Genomic DNA, 21258 nt, shown 5'->3' with positions numbered 1-21258 from the left:
ACGATACCCGCAAGTAACCGGCCGGGGCTCATCAAAGGCGGACAGACATCGGGGTGAGGATTGTCACTTGGTGACGACCCGGCCGGGTGCGCCGGGCCCCGTGCCGTTCCGCCGCTTGACCCCTCCGCCCCGGCTTCGCGCAACCACCCGCCGATGCCGGCCACGGCGGCGCAGTGCGACCAGGGTGACGAGCGCACCCGCCAGGACGCAACAGGCCGCGAGGCGCAGCCCAAGGTCGTACCCGGCCAGGAACGCGTTGCGCGGATCCGATCCGGACCGCAGTTCGGAGCGCTCGCGGCGGGTGAGGACCACACCGACCAGCACCACCCCGAACACGCCGGAGACCTCGCGCGCCGCGCTGACCAGTCCACTGGCCATCCCCGTGCTCGAGTCCGGCACCCCCGCGAGGCAGCGCACGGTCAGCGGAGTGGTCAGCGCGGAACCCGCGCCGATCAGCAGCAGCCCGGGCTGCAGATCCCAGTACCCCGCCTGCGCCCCGGTGCCCGGCACGTAAAGCAGGCCGAGCGCCACCAGCCCGAGTCCCACGGCGATCGAGACATGGGTGCCGAGGCGCCGTGCCGTCGGCTCGGCCAGCGGTGTGCACAGCAACAGGGCTCCGGCCAGCGGGAGGAAAGGCCAGGCCTGCCCGGGTCGGTGAGAACCCCAGGATCCGCTGGAGGTAGAGGGCCGTGAAGAAGAAGACGCCGTTGACGCCGATGCCCCACAGCACCTGTGCCGGCACCCCGCCGGTCAGGAACCGGTCGCGCAACAGCCGCAGTTCAACGAGCGGGCGCGGGGTGCGTGCCTGTACGACGACGAACACGCAGGCGGCGAGCGCCGACACGCCGAAACACAGCGGCACGTGACCGCTGCCGAAGCCGTGCTCGCCGCCGCGCACGAGCCCGTACGTGAGGAGGTAGAGCGAGACGACCGAGAGGAGCACGCCGGGCAGGTCGAGGGCGCCGCGCACGGGCTCTCCGGATTCGGCGGGGACGGCGGACACCAGCGGGAGGGCGAGCAGGCCGAGGGGAACGTTCAGTGCGAACACCGAGCTCCAGGACCACTGTTGGGTGATGAAGCCGCCCACCACGGGCCCGAGCGCCAGCGCCAGGGCAAGGGCCGCGGTCCACAGCCCGACGGCCGTCGAACGCCGCCGCGCGGGCAGATCGGCGGCCACGACGGCCAGCGAGGCCGGGATGACCAGGGCCGCTCCGACCCCCTGCACCGTGCGGGCCGCGACGAGAGTGCCCCCGCTGTCCGCCAGGGCCGCCGCGCCCGAGGCTGCCGTGAAGACAGCGATTCCGGTGGCCAGCACGGCCCGGCGTCCGAAGAGGTCGGTCAGCCGCCCGCCGGGCAGCAGCAGCGCGCCGAAACTGAGTACATAACTGGCGGCCACCCACTCCAAGTCGATCACGGTCAGACCGAGTTCGCGCTGCACGGTGGGCAGGGCGACATTGACCACCGTGTTGTCGAGTGTCGTGAGGAAACCGGTCAGCGCGAGCAGTGCCAGCAGCGCGAACAGCCGTCCACGTCCCACCGCCGTCGCTCCCTCCGTGCGCCTCGCCACCCGATTTCGGGTGACATGGATTGTCCGGGGCGCGCCGTCGCCGTGGCTCTGTCCCCGGGAGCCGAATCGGGACCACGGCTTTGTCAGCGAGCTGACAGAAGAGGGAGGACGAACTGTCAACAGGTCGTCTAACCCGACCGGCATCCCGCGTCGGACGCTGGTGCATCACCCCACCGTTCGCCCGCCCCCCAGGGGCAACAGCACCACCCTCCCCATGAGTTGGAGCCGCCATGACCTCCACCCGGCCAGATGCCGACGCTCCACTGCCGGACCATCTGCGGTACTGGGCCCTTCGCCGGCCGCAGCAACGCGCCTTCAGCCACGTCCACTTCCCCGACGCGGCCTCCGAAGGCCTGCACCGCACCCTCGGCTGGCGGGCTCTGGACGCCCGCGCCCGGGCCGTCGCAGACCGGCTGGTCGCCCTCGTCGCTCCCGGAGACAGGGCCGCCCTGGTCATGCCGCAGGGGCTCGACTACGCGGCTGCCTTCCTCGGCTGCCTCTACGCCCGGGTGATTGCCGTGCCCCTCTTCGGCCCCCAACTCCCTAGCCATGACAGCAGGTTGGCGGCCGTCCTGGCCGACTGCGAACCAGCCTGTCTGCTCTCCGACTCGACCACCGCGATCGCCGTGGAGGCCTTCGTCCTGGATCACGACCTGCCCGTGGTGCCGGTTGTCCCCGTCGACCAACTCCCCCTCCAGTGCTTCGCGTTCGACGAGGTCGAAACCGCGCCGGCCCCCGACGACATCGCGTACCTCCAGTACACGTCGGGCTCCACGAGCGAACCGGCCGGCGTGATGATCAGCCACGCCAACGTCGTCGCCAACGCCCGCCAGGCCATCGTCGCCTTCGGCGTGGACCCCGGGGCCACCACCACGGTCGGCTGGCTGCCGCTCTTCCACGACATGGGCCTGGTTCTGAGCATCGCCGCGCCCGTCGTGGGCGGCTTCCCGTCCGTCCTGATGGACCCAGTCGCCTTCCTCGAGGACCCCGCGCGCTGGCTGCGCCTGCTGGGTGCGTACGACGGGACGATCGGCGCCGCCCCGAACTTCGCGTACGACTACTGCGTGGCCCGCACCGACCCGGCCGTGCTCGACGAACTGCGCCTGGACCGCGTACGGGTGCTCATCAACGGCAGCGAGCCGGTGCGGCCGGGCACGATCGACCGCTTCCACGCCACCTTCGCCCCCGCGGGCCTGGATCCCGCGACCCACGCACCCGCGTACGGACTCGCGGAGGCCACTGTGTTCGTGACGGCGGACGCGGGCGCGACGCCTCCCACCACCGTGGTGTGCGACGCGGGGGCGCTGGCAAAGGGGCGCGTCGAAGTCCTGCCGGATGCGGAGGACGCGGCCGTACTCGTCTCGTGCGGGGTGCCCGCCGGACAGGAAGTGGAGATCGTCGACGCGAACGGCGAGCGGCTGCCGGAGGATCGCGTCGGCGAGATTCGGCTGCGCGGTCCGAACATCGGGCGCGGCTACTGGAAACGCGCCGACCGGGCCTTCTGCGATCCGCAGGGCCGACTGCGCACCGGTGACCTGGGTGCCGTGCACGGCGGGCGACTGCTGGTCACCGGACGTCTGAAGGACGTGATCATCGTCGACGGTCGCAACCACTATCCCCAGGACATCGAGCGGACCGTGGAGACCTCCGTGGACGTCGTCCGCCAAGGCCGGCTTGCCGCGTTCGGCGTACCCCGCGCGGACAGCACCGGCGAACAACTCGTCGTGGTGGCCGAGCACCGCCGCGGCGCCGAGCCCACGGCGGACGCGGCCCGCCAAGCGGAACGCACCGTACGGGCCGCGGTTTCGGCACGCCACGGGCTGCGACTCGGCGCGCTGCTGGTCGTCCCACCGGGCTCCGTGCCCCGCACGAGCAGCGGAAAGGTGGCCCGGACGGCCGCTCGGGCGCGCTATCTCGACGGAGGGTTCGATCCCCGATGAGCCCCTCGCGCACGGAGATTCGCGGTGTGATCGTCGGTCGGCTGCGCGCCTGGTACGCCCTGGACCCCGGCGACATCACCGACGACCGGCCACTGGCGGAACTGGGGCTCACCTCGCGCGACGCGGTGGCCCTGACCGCGCTGCTCGGCGACCTGGTGGGGCGGCGGCTGCCGGACACGCTGTTGTGGGACACGGGCACGATCGACGCGCTGGTGGCGCGGCTCACGCAGCAGCCTCCCCGGACGGTGGCGCCGAAGACTCCCGAGGGACCCGCGACATCGATCGCGGTCATCGGCCTCGGCTGCCGCTTCCCCGGCGGCGCCGATACGCCCGACGCGTACTGGCGCCTGCTCACCGAGGCCCGGGACGCGATCGGCAGCGTCCCCGCCGGCCGATGGGAACCGACCGCACACGGTGGCGTCCGAGGAGAGTCCTCCCCGCAGTCGGACGTCATCCGGCACGGCGCCTATCTCGACGACATCGCGGGCTTCGACGCCGAGTTCTTCGGCATCGGCGTGCACGAGGCCGCGACTATGGACCCCCAGCACCGCATGCTCCTCGAAGTCACCCGCGAGGCACTCGACCACGCCGCGCTGCCCGTCACGGAGCTCGCGGGCAGCCGGGCCGGCGTCTTCGTCGGCATCAGCGGCAACGAGTACGCGCATCTCACGGCGGCCGCCCCCGACGCCTGGACGGCCACGGGCGCCGCGCTGAGCATCGCGGCGGGCCGTCTTTCCTACGCCCTCGACCTGCGGGGCCCGAGCCTGGCCGTCGACACGGCGTGCTCGTCCTCCCTGGTCGCGGTCCATCACGCCGTACGCAGCCTGCTGACGGGAGAGAGCGACATCGCGCTCGCCGCCGGGGTGAACGTGCTGCTCACGTCTGCCGTCACGCTCGGCTTGCAGCGGGCGGGTGCGCTGTCGCCGGTCGGCCGCTGCAAGGCCTTCGACGCGACGGCCGACGGGATCGTCCGGGGTGAGGGATGCGGTGTCCTCGTGCTCAAGCCGCTCGCGGACGCCGAACGCGACGGCGACCGCGTCCTTGCGGTCGTCCGCTCGACGGCCGTCAACTCCGACGGACGGTCCAACGGCCTGACGGCCCCCAACGGGGAGGCCCAGCGCGCCCTGCTCACCGAGGCGCACACCGACCCCAGGACCGTCGACTACGTCGAAGCCCACGGCACCGGCACACCCCTCGGGGACCCCATCGAGGCGGGCGCCCTCGGCGCGGTGCTCGGCGCCGGGCGCGATCTGGACCAGCCCCTGCTGATCGGATCGGCCAAGACCAACCTCGGACACTTGGAGGCCGCCGCCGGAATCGCCGGGCTCATCAAGACCGTACTGGCCCTCCAGCACGGCGAGATCCCGCCCCAGCTGCACTTCACCCGCCCCGGCCGGCACGCCGACCTCGACGGACTCGGCCTGCGCGTCGTGACCTCGGCCGAGCCGTGGCCGCGCTATTCGGGAACGGCCACCGCGGGCGTGTCGGCCTTCGGATTCGGCGGCACGAACGCCCATGTCGTCCTCGCCGAACACCGAACGAGCGCCCGCCCCTTCGGGCCGAGCGGACAGCCTGCCCTGCTGCTCATCGACGGCCCGACCCAGGAGCGGGTTCGGTCGTACGCCGGTGAGCTCGCCGACTGGCTCCCCGGCGCCCCACGCGTACCCGACACCGACTTGGCCCGCACCCTCGCGGGCCGCACGGGCCGGGGACGCCGTCGAGCGGCTGTCGTGACCCACAACAGAGCCGAGACGGCCAAGGCTCTGCGGTGCCTGGCAGCGGGCGAACCGTCGCCGCACCTGGTCACGGGCGAGGGGACACCGGGCGGCCCCGGACCTGTATGGGTGTTCTCCGGGTACGGCTCCCAATGGCCTGGCATGGGACGGCGACTCCTTGCCGCGGAACCGGCGTTCGCCGCCGCCGTCGAGCGGCTGGAGCCCCTGCTGCGCTGGCACACGGGCGTCTCCCTCACCACGAGCCTGCGAACGGACGCCGATCCGACCTCACCCGCCGTCGTCATGCCCGTCCTGTACGGCATCCAGCTCGCCCTCGCCGAGCTGTGGCGGTCCTACGGTCTCGAACCCGCCGCCGTGATCGGCCACTCGCTGGGCGAGATCGCCGCCTCTGTCGTCTCCGGGGCGCTCGATCCGGTGACCGGCGCGCGGATCGTCGCCGTACGCTCCCGGCTCCTCGCGGGACTCACCGGCGGCGCGATGGCCGTGGTCGACCGCTCCGAGCGCGACATCCGCGTGCTGGCCAGGGACCTGCCCACCCTTCAGGTCGCCGTGCACGCCTCGCCGGCGCAGAGCGTGGTGACGGGGTCCGCCGACGATGTGGCGGGCCTGGTGGCCAGGGTGACGGCGGAGGGCGGGTTCGCACAGTCGCTGGGGGTGTCGGGGGCCGGGCACTCGCCCGAAGTGGAGCCACTGCTGGGTGAGTTCGCGCGCGAGCTGGGTGAGGTGCCGTGGAGCGACCCCCACTGTCGACGCTACTCGACCGTGCTCGACGACCCCCGGGGCACCGCCCCGCGCGACGCCGCGTATTGGGTGGCGAACCTGCGACGGCCCGTCCGCTTCGCGCAGGCCGTGCGGGCGGCGGCCGAGGACGGTCACCGCGTCTTCGTCGAAGTCGCGCCGCACGCCACCCAGTTGCACCCCCTTACCGACACCCTGCCGGAGGGCTCGCTCGTCGTCCCCACCCTGTGCAAGAACACCGACGACGCACTGACCTTCCGTACCTCACTCGCCACGCTGCTCGTGAACGGCGTACGGGTCACCGGGCTCCGTGAGCGGCTCGGCGGCCGCATCGTGGATGTGCCCTCGCCGCGCTGGCGCCACCGCCGCTTCTGGTTCGGGGAGGAGACCGTGCCGGCCACGGTCGACCCCGCGGCGCGCGACACGGGTCCCGTCGAGCGGCTCCGCGGCTGCGTGGCGGGGGTCATGGGATACGCCCCCGACCGGATCGACCCCGATGTGCCTCTGACCGACCTCGGCCTCGACTCGTTGACGGCCGTGCGGGTGCGGGGCGCGGTGGAGCGCGAGTTCGGGGTCACCGTCGAGCCGGGGACGCTGCTCGGACGGGGAACCCTGCGAGCGGTGGCCGAGCTGTTGGGCGATTCCGCGGGACCCTCGACCCCTCCGGATCCCGAGGAGCTGCGCGGCATTACTGCCCCGGACAGCGAGAAGCCCGGTGAGACGCGCCTGCGTGTCTTCCCCTCCACCGGCCCCGGCATCCCTCTCTTCCTCGCCCACGCCGCCGGAGGCTCCTCCGGCGTTTACGCCCGGCTGGCCGAACGGCTCGGCGGAGAGCGGCCGTTGTACGGACTCGACCGGCAGGACGACCCCGACGACGTGCCCCAACGCGCGGCCGAGTTCGCGCGCCGCATCCGCGAGGTGCGGCCCAACGGTCCCTGGACTGTGGGAGGTTGGTCGTACGGCGGTGTTCTCGCACAGGAGACCGCTCGGTTGCTGACCGCGCACGGCACCGTCTCCGCACTCGTCCTGCTCGATGCGGTACTGCCGCTGCCCGCACCGCCCGGCAGCACCCCGGCGGACACCGCTCGGCGCCGGTTCGCGGATTTCGCCGCATATGTGGAACGCACCTACGGCGCCCCACTCGACCTGCCGTACGACGAACTCGCCGCCCTGGACGACACCGCGCAGATCGCTCTCGTGATGAAGATGCTCGGCGAGTCCGTGACGCTGCCGCCCTCCGCACTGGAGCACCAGCGGACCTCGTACCTCGATCTGCGCAGCGGCGAACGCCACCGGCCCGGGCGGTACGAGGGGCGAACGCTGCTGTACCGGGCGAGTGAGACCGCCCCGCACACGGTCCGCGACCCCCGTTACGAGCGCGCCGACGCGGCGCTCGGCTGGGACGCGTACTGCACCGACCTCACCGTCGTGCCGCTGCCGGGTCACCATCTGTCCCTGCTCGACCCACCGGTCGTCGACACGCTCGCTCGGCTGCTCACACGCGACCTGAGCGGCTCCTGACCCGCAGGACTCGGACGAGGAGCAAACCCGTGGCCTTACGCCGCCCCACCCGCAGAAACGTCCTCCTCACGGCCACCACCGCCCTGGCCTCCGCAGCGGTCGGCGGCACCCCGGCGGCGGGCGACAGTGCTCGCATCACCGCCGCGAAGTGGCTCGACCCCCGCACCTTCGACCTCACAGTGGCCTCGCCCGCGGTGGGCGCGTCGCTGCCCGTCCGCGTCGTCACGCCGACCGGCTACGCCACCCACCCCGACCGCACCTGGCCCGTTCTGTACCTGCTGCACGGCGCGCACGACGACTACACGTCCTGGACCCGGGAGACGGATGTCAGCGACTTCCTCGCCGGTCGGGGAGTCCTCGTCGTGATGCCGTCCTCGGGGCCCACCGGCATTCCGACCGACTGGTGGAACTACGGGATGTCCGGTGCCCCGGACTACGAGAGGTTCCAGGTGGACGAGGTCATGGCGCTGCTGCGGCAGCACTTCCGGGCGAACGGCCGACGTGCCGTGGCCGGGGTGTCCACCGGCGGGTACGGGGCGCTGGCGTTCGCCGCGCGGCGACCCGGCGTGTTCGGTGCGGCGGCCTCGTACAGCGGAATCCTGGACACGACCGCGCCGGGCATGCCCACCGTGGCCGGCGCCATCGTGGCGCGGGAGTCGCTGGCGCCACTGGCCCTGTGGGGGAGCGCGCTGTTCAACAGGGACAACTGGAACCAGCACAACGCCTACGCCCTGGCGGGGGCTCTCGCGGGCACCGGACTGTACATCGCGCAGGGCAGCGGCCTGCCCAGCAGTGACTTCGGCAACCTCGAAGGAGCCGTCCTGGAAGGAACCCTGTGGAGCCAGGCCCATTGGTTCACGCGGCGGCTCGACGCGCTGGGCATCCCGGCCCAGGTGCATTTCTACAACGGCGGCTCGCACGCCTGGCCCTACTGGCAGCAGGAGTTCAAGGCCTCGTGGCCGACGCTCGCCGCGGGCCTCGGGCCGACCTGACTTCACGACGGAGGGACACACGACATGGATGCCCTGGCCGAGGCGGTCGTGGCGGGAGCCACCGCCGCCGAATTGGAGCACCTCCCCTTACCCGACCGGTTCACGGCCGCTCATCTGAGGTCCGACGACGTCGGGGGATTCACCGGCGTCGCCGACAAGGACGTCCGCAAGACCATCCACATCGGTTCCGTGCCGATGCCCGAACTGGCCCCGGACGAAGTGCTGGTGGCCGTCATGGCGAGCGGCATCAACTACAACACCGTGTGGTCGGCGATGTTCGAACCCATCCCGACCTTCACCTTCCTGCGGCTTTTCGGCCGCCAGGACCGCTGGTCGGCCCGGCACGACCAGCCGTTCCACGTCATCGGCTCCGATGCGGCGGGCGTCGTCGTACGAACCGGTGCCGGGGTGCGTCGATGGCGGACCGGTGACCATGTCGTCGTCAGCCCCGCGTACGTCGACGAGGAGGAACCGGCCACGCACGCCGACGGCATGTCGGGCAACGGCCAGTTGGCCTGGGGCTTCGAGACGAACTACGGCGGCCTGGCCCACTACTGCGTCGTACGCGCCAGCCAACTTCTGCCGAAACCGTGCCACTTGAGCTGGGAGGAGGCAGCCGCGAACCCGCTGTGCGCGGGAACGGCGTACCGCATGCTCGTCGGCGAGCGCGGTGCCCGTATGACCCAGGGCGACGTCGTGCTGATCTGGGGTGCGGCGGGCGGCCTCGGCGCGTACGCGGTACAGCTCGTGCGGAGCGGCGGGGGGATCGCGGTGGGTATCGTCGGCAGCGAGGCGAAGGCGGAGTACGCGCGCGGGCTCGGCTGTCACACGGTGATCAACCGTGCGGAGATCGGCCTCACCGGCGACGAACCGGCCGACCCCGTCACCGTCGGCAAACGGCTCGGCCGACGCATCCGGGCCGCGACCGGCGAGGACCCGCACATCGTCTTCGAGCATGTCGGCCGCGCCACCTTCGGTGTCTCGGTCTTCGTCGTGCGCCGCGGCGGCGCCGTCGTCACGTGTGGCTCCAGCACGGGCTATCTGCACGAGTTCGACAACCGCTACCTCTGGATGCGTCTCAAACGCGTCATCGGCAGCCACGGCGCCAACCTCCACGAACAGTCGGCCATGCACCGCCTGCTCGACCTCGGCTACCTCGCTCCCGCCCTCACCGCCACCTATCCACTCGCCGACACGGCGGAAGCCGCGCGGCTCGTCCAGAACAACGCCCACATGGGGAAGGTGGGGGTGCTGTCACTGGCGCCCGGCCCCGGGCTCGGCGTCAGGGACTCCGAGCACCGGGGGAGGCTTCTGGCCGCTAGGCCGCGCGCGGGTGCGGTGTCATCGACAGCTTGTCCGGCTTGACGGTGACGATGGCCTGCGGACGCGGGGGAGCCGAGGTGAGCGTCAGCCGCCAGCGCTGGAGCACCGTGGCGAGGATGATGAGGAGTTCCGTCCAGGCGAACTCCTCGCCGATGCACTTGCGGCGGCCGTCGCCGAAGGCGAGGAACGAGGAACGGTTGACGCTCTTCGTCCGCTCGGGCTCCCAGCGGTCCGGGTCGAAGGTGCCGGGGGCGCCGTAGACCTCGGGGTCGTGCTGATGGATGTACGGGCTGTAGATGACGTCCGCGCCCTTCGGTATCGGGTGCCCGTCCAGTGTGACGGGGCGCGTGGTGGTGCGCGTGACCAGCCAGGCGGGGCCGTACATGCGCATGGTCTCCTTCAGGACGCTGCGCATGAACGGGAGGGCGGCCAGGTCCTCCTGCGTGAGCGGACGTTCGCCGCAGGCCGCGTCGAGTTCCTCGTGCAGGCGCTGCTCGATCTTCGGGTTCCTGCTGATCTCGTACAGCGCCCAGGCGAGGGTCGTCCCCGTGGTCTCGATGGCACCGGTGAGGAGAGTGATCGCCTCGTCCTGGAGCTGCTGGCGGGAGAGGGGACCGGTCTCGGGGTCGTCGGCGGTGAGGAGGGTGGAGAACAGCCCATTCCCGGGGGCCTGTTCGGCGGGCTGGTGCGCCGGGCATCCCACCGGTGCCTCGGACGCCGCCGGTGCCGCGGTCGACAACGCCGCGCGGTGGTGGTCGATCGCCTGGTCGATCAGGGTCCGCAGGCGCGCCACACGCCGCTCGTGCGCGCGGTTCGCAGGCAGCGGCAGCTTCGTCACCCAGCCCGGCAGGATGGTCTGCCGGATCGTGCCGCGCATGATCGCCGGCATCAGGCCGGTGAACTCCTCCCCGACATGGGCGGGCAGACCCGAGCCGAAGAGGGCGACGAGGAAGGTCGAGAGGGTGAGATCGTTCATGTCGTCGTAGGTCTCGCGCGCGACCCCTGGAGTCCAGGCGCCGGTCGCGGCCCGCACGTGGTCGATCATGACGTCACCGCGGGTCGCGATGTGGGCCTTGTTGAACATCGGCTGCATGAGACGCCGGTGCTTCATGTGCAGGTCGCCGTCGGCGATCGTGGCGAGCCCGTCGCCGAAGAAGACCCGCAGCGCGTCGATGATCTTCCCACCCTTGGCGAAGGCGTCGACCTCCGTCACCAGCACCTTGCGGGTGACGGAGGGATCGGTGACCACATAGGCGGAGGTGGGTCCGAGCAGAATCCGTACGATGCTGCCCTGCCCGCGCAGGGAGTCCATGAAGTCCAGCGGACGACGGGCCAGTTGGTGGGCGTGTCCGATCAGGGGCAGGCGGCCGGGCGCGGTGGGTGCCGCGGTGGGGGAACCCGACAGGGAACTCATCCGTACGTCTCCTCAAGATCGTTCCGAGTGGGACCGAGCCATGACATGCATGCCCCAGGTGATCGCCGCGTACCCCGACGGCTTGATCGCAGCCGACCGTTCGGTTGTTGAGCGATCTTCGTGATGGCGTTGCCGGTGAGGGGATTTGTCGATGTGAGCACTCTTGTCGGAGCGTGACAGAACACTCACAGGTCCAAGGAGGGGGTTGATCCTTTCGATCTCAAACCCGATAAGCTCCCGTGCGGCGCTGCGAGTTGACGCGAACACATTCGGTCGCCTCGCGCTGCGTTCCCCGACGCGTTCGGCGCCTGCACACCCCCCTGTTCGATCGTGTTGCTTTCGAAGGATGCAGATGGAACTTGCCACTCCGCCCCCGGCGGCGCGGGCACCCGTCGCCTGGTACAGCTGGTGGCTGATGCCGCTGGCCTTAGGTGCTGGAACCGTCGCCACCGCCGTCGCGGGACCCGACCAGGTCCAGATACCCGCGACGTTCGCCGGTGCCGCGGCCACCGCGGCCAGCGCCGTCTGTGTACGGCTCCTGGTCCGCACCCAGTCCCAACTGCGCCGCACCACCGGCGACTTCCGCGCCTCGCAGGCCGAGCACTCGCAGCAGTGGCAGCAGCACGTGGCGGGCCTGGAACGGAAGTTCGCGGCCGAGCGCTCCGGCCTTGAAGGCCAACTGGCCGAGCAGGCCCAGGCCTTCGAGACCCGGCTCGCCGAGGACGCCAAGGCCTACGAGACTCGGCTCGTCGGCGAAGCGCAGGGCTATGAGGCGCGGCTTGCCGGAGAGGCCGAGGTCTGGCAGGAGCAACTCGCCCGCCAGCAGGCCGTCATCGCGCGAATCGCTGACTCGTATCTGCCCGAGGCCCTCAAGCGACTGCGGGCCGGTGACGCCATCGACGACATCCTGCCGGAGATCGCCGAGGAGCCGGACGCGAGCCCTGAGCTGCGGGCCGAGCTGCGCAAGGTCGTCAGGACCGCACTGATCGGCGTGGAGGAGGAGTTCGACCGATCGACCTCCGCCGAGCAGGCCGTGATCAGCATCGGCAGCCGGATCCATGTCCTGACCAGCAAGCTGCGCGGGCGTCTGCACGAGATGCAGGGCGAACACGGGCGGCTGCCCGCGGTCGCCCAGGGCCTCATGGAACTGGACCAGGAGATCGGCCCCGCCGACTGTCTCGCCGCGAGCATCGGCGTGCTGGGCGGTTCGGACCGGCCAGGCCGTCAGTGGCAGGAACCGCAGCGGCTGCTCAGCGTGGTCCGCGGCGGCGTCGGCCGGATCAAGGACTTCGACCGCGTCCAGGTCCGCCACCTGCCCGAACTCGGCGTCGACGGCGGTCTGGTGGACCACCTCACGCTGATCTTCGCCCACCTTCTGGACAACGCGGCGCGCTACTCGCCGCCCACCGAGCCCGTGGTCGTCTCCGGCAAGGAGGTGCCCAACGGTGTCGGCATCGAGATCCAGGACGCGGGCAAGGGCCTGAGCGAGGAGAAGAAGCGCGAGGCGGAGCAGTCCCTCGCGGGCACCGCGGCGGGCCCTGGCCTCGGCGGTGTCTCGGAGGACGCGAACCTGGGCCTGCGCGTGGTGGGCGCCCTGGCGCGCCGCTACGGCATCCGGGTCACCTTCGCGGACTCTCCCTGGCTCGGCACCTCGGTGGTAGTCGTGGTCCCCCACAAGTACTTCAGCCCGCTGCCCGCCGCCGTCACCGAGCCGGTCGCCCCGGCCGCCGCGGCAGCGACGAGCGCCGAGCCCGCCCCGGTCGCCTCCGCGGAGACCGCCGAAGCCGCGGACACCACGCCCGGCGGTCTGCCCCGGCGTAGGAGCCGGCGGAGTGATCCGTCGACGCCGTCGGCGCGGCCCAGGCCCGCCGAGCGGACGGAGGAGACCGTGGCCGCCGTGCCGCCGGACGCGTCCTTCACCGGCCTCGCCGCCTTCGCCACAGCGGGACGCGAGAGCGAACCGCCGCGCGAGACGACCGCGGACCGCGCCCCGGCAGGCAGTGGCGAGACGGCCGCCGGACGCGAGTTCAACGAGCACCGCACTGAAGAGAGCGACTAGTCCACATGACGCAACAGGGAACCGACGTGAGCTGGGCGCTCCGCGACCTGACGGAGAGCATCCAGGAGATCCGTTTCGCCCTCGTGGCATCGAGCGACGGCAAGGCCATCACCTCCTACGGCGCCGACGACCCCGACGACGTGGACCGTTTCGCCGCCGTCGTCGCGGGCCTGCAGGCGCTCGCCCAGCCGGTGGCCGAGCAGTTCCCGCAGTACGCCGGCCAGCTGCGGCTCGCGATGATCGAGGTCGACGGCGGCCACCTGTTCGTGGTGCGGGCCGGCGTGGAGACGTACCTCGGAGTGCTTGCCAAGGAAGGCCTCGACCAGGGTCTTCTCGGCCACCAGATGAGGGACCTGGCCCGCAGGATGGGTGAGCTCCTCGGCACCACTCCGCGCCTGGAGGAGCACTCTGGATGAGTGCTCCCCGCCCGCCCACGGACCCGTCCGGTCTCGAGCGCTACTACGTCCTCACCGGTGGCCGCAGCGGACCGGGCGGTTCGGCGTCGAGCCTTGACGTGGCGACCCTGATCGTCTCCCGCGCCGCGGCCGTACCCGGCATGCAGCACGAGCACGAGGAGATCATCCGGCGCTGCCGCGATCCGCTGTCGGTGGCCGAACTGGGCGCCCACCTCGGATTGCCCTTCAACATTCTCGCGGTGCTCCTGGCCGATCTGCTGGACGCAGGCCGCGTCGAAGCCCGTCATCCCATCCCGGCGTCAGGCGCCGGCAGCGGGCCCGACCTCGCGCTCCTTGAGGAGGTACTCAGTGGACTTCAAAGGCTTTGACCATCCCGACCGGCAGACGGCCGGGGGCACCCGCTCGGTGAAGGTGATGATCGCCGGCGGCTTCGGCACCGGTAAGACCACCATGGTGCGCTCGGTCAGCGACATCAAGCCGTTGACCACCGAGGAGACGCTGACCCAGGCCAGTGCCGACGTCGACAACCTGATCGGCGTCGCGGACAAGGCGGAGACCACCGTCAGCCTGGACTTCGGCAAGATCGGCATCAACGACGAGCTGGTGCTGTACCTGTTCGGAACGCCGGGCCAGGAGCGGTTCTGGTTCCTGTGGAACGGTCTGTTCAAGGGCGCCCTCGGGGCGGTGGTGCTGGTGGACACGCGGCGGCTGGCTTCCAGCTTCCGGGCCATCGAGGAGATGGAGCGGCAGGACGTCCCCTTCGTCATCGCCCTGAACGTCTTTCCCGACTCCAAGGACCATCCGATCGAAGAGATCCGCGACGCCCTGGACATCTCCCCGCACATCCCGGTCGTGGCCTGCGACGCCCGCGACCGGTCATCCAGCCGTGACGTGCTCATCGCGCTGATACGTCACCTCAAGGAACGCTCTGCCGTCGCTCTGGAGCCCCGATGAACGAGCAGCCCCTGAACGGTCCCGAAGCCCCTCGCGGATGCCCCGTCGCACACGGTGGCGACGGCGATCTCACCCGGCTGTACGGGCCGGAGGCGGCGCTCGACCCGCACGGCATCTACGCGCGGCTGCGCAAGGAGTACGGAGCCGTGGCGCCGATCCTCCTGGAGGGCGACATCCCCGCCTGGCTGGTCCTCGGGTACCGGGAGAACCGGCGGGTGCTGGACAACCCCCGCCAGTTCAGCCGTGACGCGCGGATCTGGCGGGACTGGAAGGAAGGCCGCGTCGAAGCCACTTCACCGCTTATCCCGATGCTCGGCTGGCGTCCCGACTGTGTATCGCAGGACGGCGAGCCGCACCGCCGGCTGCGCGGCGCGGTGACCGACAACCTGCAGACCGTCGCGGGGCGCGGTATTCGGCGCCATGTCACGCACTTCGCCAACAAGCAGATCGACGCGTTCGCCGACGCCGGCAGCGCCGACCTGGTGGGCGACTACGCCGAGTACCTGCCGATGCTCGTACTGACCCGGCTGTTCGGGCTCCCGGCGGCCAAGGGACGCAACCTCGCCGTCTCCTGCGCCCAGGTCATCAAGGGCGGTGAGGACGCACTCACCCACAACGACCGCATCATGCGGATCCTCGCGGAACTCGCCGAGCGCAAGCGCACCGAGCCCGGTGCCGACTTCACCACCGGCCTGCTCGGGCACCACGCGGACCTCGACGACGACGAGATCCTCAGCCATCTGCGCCTGGTGCTGATCACCGCGCACACCACCACCAGCAATCTGCTGGCCCGGGTGCTGCAGCTGATCCTCACCGACACCTCCCGTCTCGCAGGTCTCGTGAGCGGACAGCTCAACGTTTCCGCGGTCGTCGAGGAGGTCATGTGGAACACCCCGCCGCTGGCCGTCCTGCCGGGGCGGTTCGCCGCCACCGATCTCGAACTCGGCGGCCACCACGTGAAGGAGGGCGACCTCCTGGTGCTCGGGCTCACCGCAGGCAATCTCGACCCGGAGATCCGGCCCGACGCCGGTGTCTCCCTCCAGGGCAACCAGTCGCACCTGGCGTTCAGCGGTGGCGCCCACGAGTGCCCCGGCCAGAACATCGGCCAGGCCATCATCGAGACGGCCGTCGACGTCCTGCTGCACCGGCTGCCCGGCCTGCGCCTTGCCGTACCGGCCGACGAACTCACCTCGACCGCCTCGACCTGGGAGGCGCGACTCGACGCCCTGCCAGTGGAGTTCGCCGCGCAGATCGCCGGGGTGTGAGCGCAGGGGGAGCCACGACGCGCGTGGCTCCCCCGAGAGCGCTGCGGGCGTCATCGGACGCTGCCCTGCTGTCCGCGGTCTCGGTGGCAAAGGTTTACCGGCCGAGCAGCTGCTCGGCCCGGCGACCGGTGCGGCAGTACCGCGAGCGAGCCGTGGAAGCCCTCGCCGCGTAGGGGAGGACAACAATGGTGCTTGCCGCCGTGTCGAACCCCCGGGCACAGGTCCGACCTGCGTCACCTTCGCTGCGGCAATCGGGGAGTAAGCACACAGCCCCGTCCTGATTGCCGTACCGGGCACCGGCGGCGGGATAGGTTCGGACCTGGCGTGCGTACCTACGGAAGGGGCCTGGCCATGGGTCTGATCGGATCGATCGGTCTGATCCTGCATCCCAGACGCAACCCGGGACCGGTCATCGAATCGGTCGTTCAATGGGCCCGTAAGAGCCAGACCGAGGTGTTGGGGCTGCCGGACGAGGTGGGCCGGATCGACTGCAGCGCCGTGTCCGTGCCGGCGGAAGCCCTCGTCGCCCGGGCCGGTCTGGTCGTCAGCCTCGGCGGTGACGGAACCATGCTCCGCGCCATGCGACTCCTCTTCGGCACTGTCACCCCGGTGCTCGGCGTGAACCTGGGCCGGTTGGGCTTCCTCGCCGAGATCGACGTCGATGATCTGCCCATGGCGCTGGACAGAGTCGACCGGGGTCACTACACCACCGAGCCGCGTATGGCCGTACGGACCTGTCTCCCGGACGGGCGCGAGTTCCGTGCGTTCAACGACATCGCCCTCGTCCGTGTACCCGGTAGCGGACTTGCGGCCATCGCGATCCGTCTCCAGGGCAATGAGTTCATCCGATACGCGGCCGACGCGGTCGTCGTCGCCACGTCGACCGGATCAACGGCGTACAGCTTCGCCGCGGGCGGCCCCATCATGTCGCCCAGAGTCGAGGCCATCCTCGTCGTCCCCGCGAGCGCCCACTCGTCGTTCGACAGGGCGCTCGTCCTGCCGGCGGACGAGGACGTCACACTCGAACTGCTGCCTACGACAGGGCGCCTCGCCGTCGAGGTCGACGGTGAAGTGGTCGGCTACCTCGACGCGGGCCACCGGATCACCGTGACGGCTTCCCCCGCGGCGGCTCAAGTCGTACGTCTCGGCGGCACGACGTTCTACCAGCGGGCGCGCAGAAAACTCGGCATCAAGGGCAGCGTGGAAGCGGGCCGCCAAGCTCCCGAAGGCATGCCGTCGCCGTGAACGACGCGGGTGGCGACCGAAGCCACCCTGTCCGACGGGCTGCTCACGGCTCTCGGCGCGGAATCCCGCTGGTGAGCGCCTCGGGGCCGCCCTCGCCGACGTAAGCCGAAACGCCTGATGGCGGCCGGTGCTCCGGGGTCAGTCGTTCATCCGGGCCGCAGCGCGGCGCTGCCGTTTGCCGAGGGGTGCCTGGGAGAGGTCCTCGGCCTGGGACCTGAGGTTCTTGTAGCCGTAGCCCCGTTCGGCCAGCCACGTTTCCGCGGCGCCTTCCGCGCGTTCGGTCGCCTCCAGGATGTCCTCCTCGCTCTCTCCCGAGTCCAGGAACCGGAAGGTGAAGGCGGATCGGGCGGCAAGGTCGTAGCTGAGGTGCCCCTCGGCGGTGAAGGCGGCGCGGAGTACGTCGTGCTCCGGCGCACGGGCCAGGAGCTCGGCACGTTGGTCGGTACTGAGCGCGTCGAAGACGCCACGGACGGTGATACGGAAGGTGCGAGTGGTCATGGCCCGACCCTAGGCAGTGGCGTCGGTGCGGTTCTATGGAGTTTCGTCTGCCGCTCCGCCAGGCGGGAATGTGGTGGCCGGGGCCGCTGTTACAACACTCGTAGCTGACATGCGCGAGTCAATGTCGCGGGTGTGGGCGGAAGGAGGAGCTCATGGCACGCAGTAGTGCGCGTCCCGTCGTCACGCTGAGGTCGACGGCCGGGACCGGTGTCACGTACGTGACGCGAAAGAACCGTCTGAACGACCCCGACCGGCTGGTGCTGCGCAAGTACGACCCGGTGGCCGGTGAGCACGTCGCGTTCCGGGAGGAACGCTGAACCGAGCCCGGTGTCACCGGGCGGACAGCCGCAGGGGATGCAGACCGCATGAGGCGGACGGCTGCCCGCTGATCGATGCGGCCGCGGCCCGGCGCTGAGTGCGGTCCGGTGTCCGGCAGAAGGAGAGCAGAACTGTGAAGGTGCGCAAGTCGTTGGCGTCGTTGAAGTCCAAGCCCGGGGCTCAGGTGGTCCGTCGGCGGGGCGTGGTCTTCGTCGTCAACAAGAAGAACCCGCGGTTCAAGGCCCGTCAGGGCTGACACCGGGGGGAGACGCCGGCCGGCCCGGTCCTCGCACCGCGCGAGAACCGGGCCGGCCGTTTCTGCCCGACAGGAGGATCCGGCGGGCGGAAACGGTGAGTCACACGGCGAGCAGATCGTCCAGGGAGCCCTTGCCCGCCAACTCCGCGGTAGCGGCCGGGCCTTCCTTGGACGCGGCGTAGCGACCCGAGGTCAGGGCCCACTCGTAGTTGCCGTTGATCCAGTGCTGGATGGCTTCCACGCCCATCCGGACCTGGACGCGCTGCTCGGCGGTCAAAGTCAGCTCCGCGCACATCTCCGGGACGCGCGCCTCTAGTCCGAGATACTCGTCGAGGCACTCCGTGGTCATCCGGTACGCCTCGGTGGCGGCCTCCTCCCAGCTGCAGCCGCGTTCGCGGTGCAGCACGGCTATCAGGTTGTGGCCGTCTCCTCGACGCTTCTCGCGTTCGAAGGAGTGGATGTCGTTCATGAACCCGATGGTGTCCGCGGCGAGATCGCGCATCCGGACCATCAGCGGATGGGCCTGCACCTGCGGCGGCACCTCGAAGCCGCGGCTGCGCTCACCGGCGTCGATGCTGTGGTGGATGCCCACCGTGCGGCGCCGGAACTCCGCGTACTCCGAGAGGCCGAGCGTGCCCGCGAGACCCCCCGCGGCCAGGTCGACCTCCTCGGTGTGCGCGACGAGGAAGCGTCCCCAGGAGGCGGCGAAGCGGGTCCGCCACGTCAGGGACATGCCATCCGAGAGCTGGGCCCAGACCTCCGCCCAGGCGACGGTGATCGGGCACACCACACGGGGAGTGGTTCCGGCGGGGCGCAGCGGTGTGGCTATCAGTTCCCGCGCGACCTCGGCTATGCGGTCCGCGCGGTCGGGCCTTCCGGCGTCGAACTGGTCGTCGAACAGGAACGCCAGGGAGAACCAGTTCATCAAGACGAGCATGTCGTCGGCCGAGGCGTGGGGGTAGGTTCGTGCCGCCGCCTGGGGGAGGTCCCAGGACTGGTACTCCTCGAACCCGGCCTGGCTGCGCACCAGTCCCATGTCCCACACCCAGCGCAGATGCCGCTCTCGGGCGTACTCCAGGTGCTCGCTGACGGGGGTCTTGAAGGGGAGGTCGAACCTGACGTCCTGCGGCATTCGCGTCCTCTCTTGAGACGATTCACAGGCCCCCGCCCCTGCGAACGGGCGATCGTTTTCGTCGCCCGCTGACTCGAACTGCTCTATCTGAGTCGGTTGTTGATGACTCAAGTGCGCATCGAGACTGCCCAGAGCCTAAACGATCTATGGTGTGAGATCTGTAACGCGTGATGCGGGTGTGATCCGTCTCAACTCGCTTCGCCGCAGGTGAAGTCGGGTCTCAGGCGTCAGGTGCCGCGTGGACGCGCTCGCCTCCCACATAGGTCAGCGCCACCTTCGTCTCGGCGATCGCCTCCGGCGGCCCGTCAAACGGGTCGCGGTCGAGAATGACCAGATCCGCCAGGGCCCCCTCCCGTACGCTCCCGGAGTCGTCGAGGTGGTTCGCGTACGCCGATCCCGCGGTGTACGCCGTCAGCGCGGCCGTGAGGTCGATGCGTTCGGCCGGCAGGAACACCGGGCCCGCCTCCTCGGGGCTCACACGGTTGACCGCGACATGGATTCCCTGCAGCGGGTCGGGGCTGCTGACGGGCCAGTCGCTGCCCGCCGCGAGCCGCGCCCCGGAACGCAGCAGCGCCCCGAACGGGTACTGCCAGGCGGCGCGTTCGGCCCCGAGGAAGGGGATGGTCAGTTCGTCCATCTGCGGCTCGTGCGCGGCCCACAGCGGCTGGATGTTGGCCGTGGCGCCGAGGCGCCCGAAACGGGGTATGTCGTCGGGGTGCACCACCTGCAGGTGCGCCAGGTGCGGACGCGTATCGCTCGGCCCGTTCGCCCTCCGGGCCGCCTCGACGGCGTCCAGGGCGTCGCGTACGGCCCGGTCGCCCAGCGCGTGGAAGTGGCACTGGAACCCGAGTGAATCCAATTCGGTGACGTATACCGGAAGTTGGGCCGGGTCGATGAAGCTGGTGCCCCGGTTGGCGGTCGCGCAGCCGCATGTGTCGAGATAGGGGTCGAGCAACGAGGCGGTGCCGTTCTCGGCGACCCCGTCCAGCATGAGCTTGACGGTGGTGGCCCGGAACCGTCCGTGGCTCAACGCGGCACGTCGCTCGACGAGTTCGGGGATCTGTTCCGCTCCGCGTGCGCGGTCCCACCACAGGGCGCCGACGACGCGGGCGGTCAGCGAACCGTCGCGGGCGGCCGTCAGATAGGCCTCGGACGGATCGTCCATGCCCAGAAACGTACCGACGAGCGCGTCCTGCCAGGCGGTGATGCCGAGCGCGTGCAGATGCCGTTGCGCGTGCAGCAGTGCCGCGAGCCGGTCCGCCGGGGTGGCCGGCGGGGTGATCCGGCCGACGTACTGCATGGCTCCTTCCTGCAGCATGCCGGTGGGTTCTCCCGAGGCGTCCCGCTCGAAGCGTCCGTCGGCCGGATCGGGCGTGTCGCGGGTGACGCCCGCGAGTTCCAGGGCGCGGCTGTTGACCCAGGCGCCGTGGTGGTCCCGATTGGGCAGGTACACCGGTCGGTCGGGCACGACAGCGTCCAGCAGTTCCTTGGTCGGCGTGCCACCCTCGAAGGCCTCCATGGACCAGCCGCCGCCCGTGATCCACTCCCGGTCGGGGTGCGCGTCGGCGTACGCGCGGACGGCGGCGAGTGTGTCCTCGGCCGTTTTGGCCTCGGTCAGGTCGCACTGGGCGAGTTCCAGGCCCGCCGGGACCGGGTGGACGTGCGCGTCCTGGAAGCCGGGCAGGAGCAGCCGTCCGGCCAGGTCGACCACCTCGGTCTTCGGGCCGGCCAGGTCATGGACCTCAGAGTTTCCGACGGCGGTGATCCGGTCTGCGGTGACGGCGACGGCTGTCGCGGTGCGGCCTTCGGGGGTGAGGACCGGGCCGCCGGTGAAGAGGAGGTCAGCGTGCATGTTCCGTTTCCTTGCCAGGGGTAGGGCGTGCG

The 21258-nt window shown here is 70.8% G+C and carries 17 protein-coding genes and 1 pseudogene; 12 read left to right on the top strand and 6 right to left on the bottom strand.

The window, feature by feature from the left end:
* Positions 1 to 63 precede the first annotated feature (63 nt).
* Both ACIBK0_RS29475 and ACIBK0_RS29470 read right to left on the bottom strand, forming a co-directional pair.
* Positions 64 to 609, bottom strand: coding sequence for a hypothetical protein (locus ACIBK0_RS29475; protein ID WP_399086861.1), 546 nt, complete (start codon positions 607 to 609; stop codon positions 64 to 66).
* A 73-nt stretch (positions 610 to 682) separates the two neighbouring features.
* Positions 683 to 1711 (bottom strand): annotated as a pseudogene (locus ACIBK0_RS29470) (MFS transporter); the annotation flags it as partial.
* A gap of 86 nt (positions 1712 to 1797) precedes the next feature.
* Here ACIBK0_RS29470 and ACIBK0_RS29465 point away from each other — a divergent pair.
* From ACIBK0_RS29465 to ccrA, 4 genes are read left to right on the top strand one after another with little or no spacing between them, the layout of a single operon-like run.
* Complete coding sequence (locus ACIBK0_RS29465) at positions 1798 to 3507, top strand: fatty acyl-AMP ligase (RefSeq protein WP_399086497.1); 1710 nt, start codon at positions 1798 to 1800, stop codon at positions 3505 to 3507.
* Positions 3504 to 7502 carry a beta-ketoacyl synthase N-terminal-like domain-containing protein gene (locus ACIBK0_RS29460; protein WP_399086494.1) on the top strand — a complete coding sequence of 1333 codons (3999 nt, stop codon included), beginning with the start codon at positions 3504 to 3506 and terminating at the stop codon, positions 7500 to 7502. The genes ACIBK0_RS29465 and ACIBK0_RS29460 overlap by 4 nt, the downstream gene beginning before the upstream one ends.
* A gap of 29 nt (positions 7503 to 7531) precedes the next feature.
* Positions 7532 to 8494, top strand: a complete 963-nt coding sequence (locus ACIBK0_RS29455) for an alpha/beta hydrolase (RefSeq protein WP_399086491.1) — start codon at positions 7532 to 7534, stop codon at positions 8492 to 8494.
* A gap of 24 nt (positions 8495 to 8518) precedes the next feature.
* On the top strand, positions 8519 to 9859 hold the full coding sequence (ccrA, locus tag ACIBK0_RS29450) for a crotonyl-CoA carboxylase/reductase (protein ID WP_399086488.1): 1341 nt from the start codon (positions 8519 to 8521) through the stop codon (positions 9857 to 9859).
* On the opposite strand, the gene ACIBK0_RS29445 is transcribed toward ccrA, so the two are convergent.
* Positions 9813 to 11231 (bottom strand): cytochrome P450, encoded by a 1419-nt coding sequence (locus ACIBK0_RS29445; protein ID WP_399086485.1) that lies wholly within the window; start codon positions 11229 to 11231, stop codon positions 9813 to 9815. The genes ccrA and ACIBK0_RS29445 overlap by 47 nt on opposite strands.
* 352 nt (positions 11232 to 11583) lie before the next feature.
* On the opposite strand from ACIBK0_RS29445, the gene ACIBK0_RS29440 reads away from it, so the two are divergent.
* The 6 genes from ACIBK0_RS29440 to ACIBK0_RS29415 all read left to right on the top strand — a co-directional run bounded on the left by ACIBK0_RS29440 (position 11584) and on the right by ACIBK0_RS29415 (position 17170).
* Positions 11584 to 13290 carry a sensor histidine kinase gene (locus tag ACIBK0_RS29440; RefSeq protein WP_399086482.1) on the top strand — a complete coding sequence of 569 codons (1707 nt, stop codon included), beginning with the start codon at positions 11584 to 11586 and terminating at the stop codon, positions 13288 to 13290.
* Between the two features lie 5 nt (positions 13291 to 13295).
* Positions 13296 to 13706 carry a roadblock/LC7 domain-containing protein gene (locus ACIBK0_RS29435; RefSeq protein ID WP_028798637.1) on the top strand — a complete coding sequence of 137 codons (411 nt, stop codon included), beginning with the start codon at positions 13296 to 13298 and terminating at the stop codon, positions 13704 to 13706.
* Entirely contained in the window at positions 13703 to 14074 is a 372-nt protein-coding gene (locus ACIBK0_RS29430; RefSeq protein ID WP_028798636.1) for a DUF742 domain-containing protein, read from the top strand. Before ACIBK0_RS29435 ends, ACIBK0_RS29430 begins: the two co-directional genes overlap by 4 nt.
* A complete protein-coding gene (locus tag ACIBK0_RS29425; RefSeq protein WP_399086477.1) occupies positions 14055 to 14660 on the top strand; it encodes a GTP-binding protein in 606 nt (201 codons plus the stop codon). The genes ACIBK0_RS29430 and ACIBK0_RS29425 overlap by 20 nt, the downstream gene beginning before the upstream one ends.
* Complete coding sequence (locus ACIBK0_RS29420) at positions 14657 to 15925, top strand: cytochrome P450 (RefSeq protein ID WP_399086474.1); 1269 nt, start codon at positions 14657 to 14659, stop codon at positions 15923 to 15925. Before ACIBK0_RS29425 ends, ACIBK0_RS29420 begins: the two co-directional genes overlap by 4 nt.
* Before the next feature lie 351 nt (positions 15926 to 16276).
* Positions 16277 to 17170, top strand: a complete 894-nt coding sequence (locus ACIBK0_RS29415) for an NAD(+)/NADH kinase (RefSeq protein ID WP_399086471.1) — start codon at positions 16277 to 16279, stop codon at positions 17168 to 17170.
* A 138-nt stretch (positions 17171 to 17308) separates the two neighbouring features.
* Here ACIBK0_RS29415 and ACIBK0_RS29410 read toward each other — a convergent pair whose 3' ends face one another.
* Entirely contained in the window at positions 17309 to 17668 is a 360-nt protein-coding gene (locus tag ACIBK0_RS29410) for a DUF6204 family protein (protein WP_399086468.1), read from the bottom strand.
* A 152-nt stretch (positions 17669 to 17820) separates the two neighbouring features.
* On the opposite strand from ACIBK0_RS29410, the gene rpmG reads away from it, so the two are divergent.
* On the top strand, positions 17821 to 17985 hold the full coding sequence (gene rpmG / locus ACIBK0_RS29405; protein WP_189186546.1) for a 50S ribosomal protein L33: 165 nt from the start codon (positions 17821 to 17823) through the stop codon (positions 17983 to 17985).
* A 134-nt stretch (positions 17986 to 18119) separates the two neighbouring features.
* On the top strand, positions 18120 to 18242 hold the full coding sequence (gene ykgO, locus ACIBK0_RS29400; protein WP_189186548.1) for a type B 50S ribosomal protein L36: 123 nt from the start codon (positions 18120 to 18122) through the stop codon (positions 18240 to 18242).
* A 100-nt stretch (positions 18243 to 18342) separates the two neighbouring features.
* On the opposite strand, the gene ACIBK0_RS29395 is transcribed toward ykgO, so the two are convergent.
* The gene (locus ACIBK0_RS29395) at positions 18343 to 19374 is read right to left on the bottom strand and encodes a 7-epi-alpha-eudesmol synthase (RefSeq protein ID WP_399086463.1); all 1032 of its coding nucleotides are present in this window, start codon (positions 19372 to 19374) and stop codon (positions 18343 to 18345) included.
* A gap of 220 nt (positions 19375 to 19594) precedes the next feature.
* On the bottom strand, positions 19595 to 21226 hold the full coding sequence (locus ACIBK0_RS29390; protein WP_399086460.1) for an amidohydrolase: 1632 nt from the start codon (positions 21224 to 21226) through the stop codon (positions 19595 to 19597).
* Positions 21227 to 21258: the final 32 nt, after the last annotated feature.

The sequence above is a fragment of the Streptomyces sp. NPDC050564 genome, assembly GCF_044457265.1.
GTDB lineage: Bacteria > Actinomycetota > Actinomycetes > Streptomycetales > Streptomycetaceae > Streptomyces.
The sequence above is the reverse complement of the archived record's forward strand: the minus strand, read 5'-3'. Positions and strand labels throughout refer to the sequence as shown.

Excerpts from the sequence above, each read along its gene's own strand:
- ACIBK0_RS29465 (WP_399086497.1), top strand. The coding sequence starts at position 1,798 with ATGACCTCCACCCGGCCAGATGCCGACGCTCCACTGCCGGACCATCTG.
- ACIBK0_RS29460 (WP_399086494.1), top strand. The coding sequence starts at position 3,504 with ATGAGCCCCTCGCGCACGGAGATTCGCGGTGTGATCGTCGGTCGGCTG.
- ccrA (WP_399086488.1), top strand. The coding sequence starts at position 8,519 with ATGGATGCCCTGGCCGAGGCGGTCGTGGCGGGAGCCACCGCCGCCGAA.
- ACIBK0_RS29445 (WP_399086485.1), bottom strand. The coding sequence starts at position 11,231 with ATGAGTTCCCTGTCGGGTTCCCCCACCGCGGCACCCACCGCGCCCGGC.
- ACIBK0_RS29440 (WP_399086482.1), top strand. The coding sequence starts at position 11,584 with ATGGAACTTGCCACTCCGCCCCCGGCGGCGCGGGCACCCGTCGCCTGG.
- ACIBK0_RS29435 (WP_028798637.1), top strand. The coding sequence starts at position 13,296 with ATGACGCAACAGGGAACCGACGTGAGCTGGGCGCTCCGCGACCTGACG.
- ACIBK0_RS29430 (WP_028798636.1), top strand. The coding sequence starts at position 13,703 with ATGAGTGCTCCCCGCCCGCCCACGGACCCGTCCGGTCTCGAGCGCTAC.
- ACIBK0_RS29420 (WP_399086474.1), top strand. The coding sequence starts at position 14,657 with ATGAACGAGCAGCCCCTGAACGGTCCCGAAGCCCCTCGCGGATGCCCC.
- ACIBK0_RS29415 (WP_399086471.1), top strand. The coding sequence starts at position 16,277 with ATGGGTCTGATCGGATCGATCGGTCTGATCCTGCATCCCAGACGCAAC.
- ACIBK0_RS29410 (WP_399086468.1), bottom strand. The coding sequence starts at position 17,668 with ATGACCACTCGCACCTTCCGTATCACCGTCCGTGGCGTCTTCGACGCG.
- rpmG (WP_189186546.1), top strand. The coding sequence starts at position 17,821 with ATGGCACGCAGTAGTGCGCGTCCCGTCGTCACGCTGAGGTCGACGGCC.
- ACIBK0_RS29395 (WP_399086463.1), bottom strand. The coding sequence starts at position 19,374 with ATGCCGCAGGACGTCAGGTTCGACCTCCCCTTCAAGACCCCCGTCAGC.
- ACIBK0_RS29390 (WP_399086460.1), bottom strand. The coding sequence starts at position 21,226 with ATGCACGCTGACCTCCTCTTCACCGGCGGCCCGGTCCTCACCCCCGAA.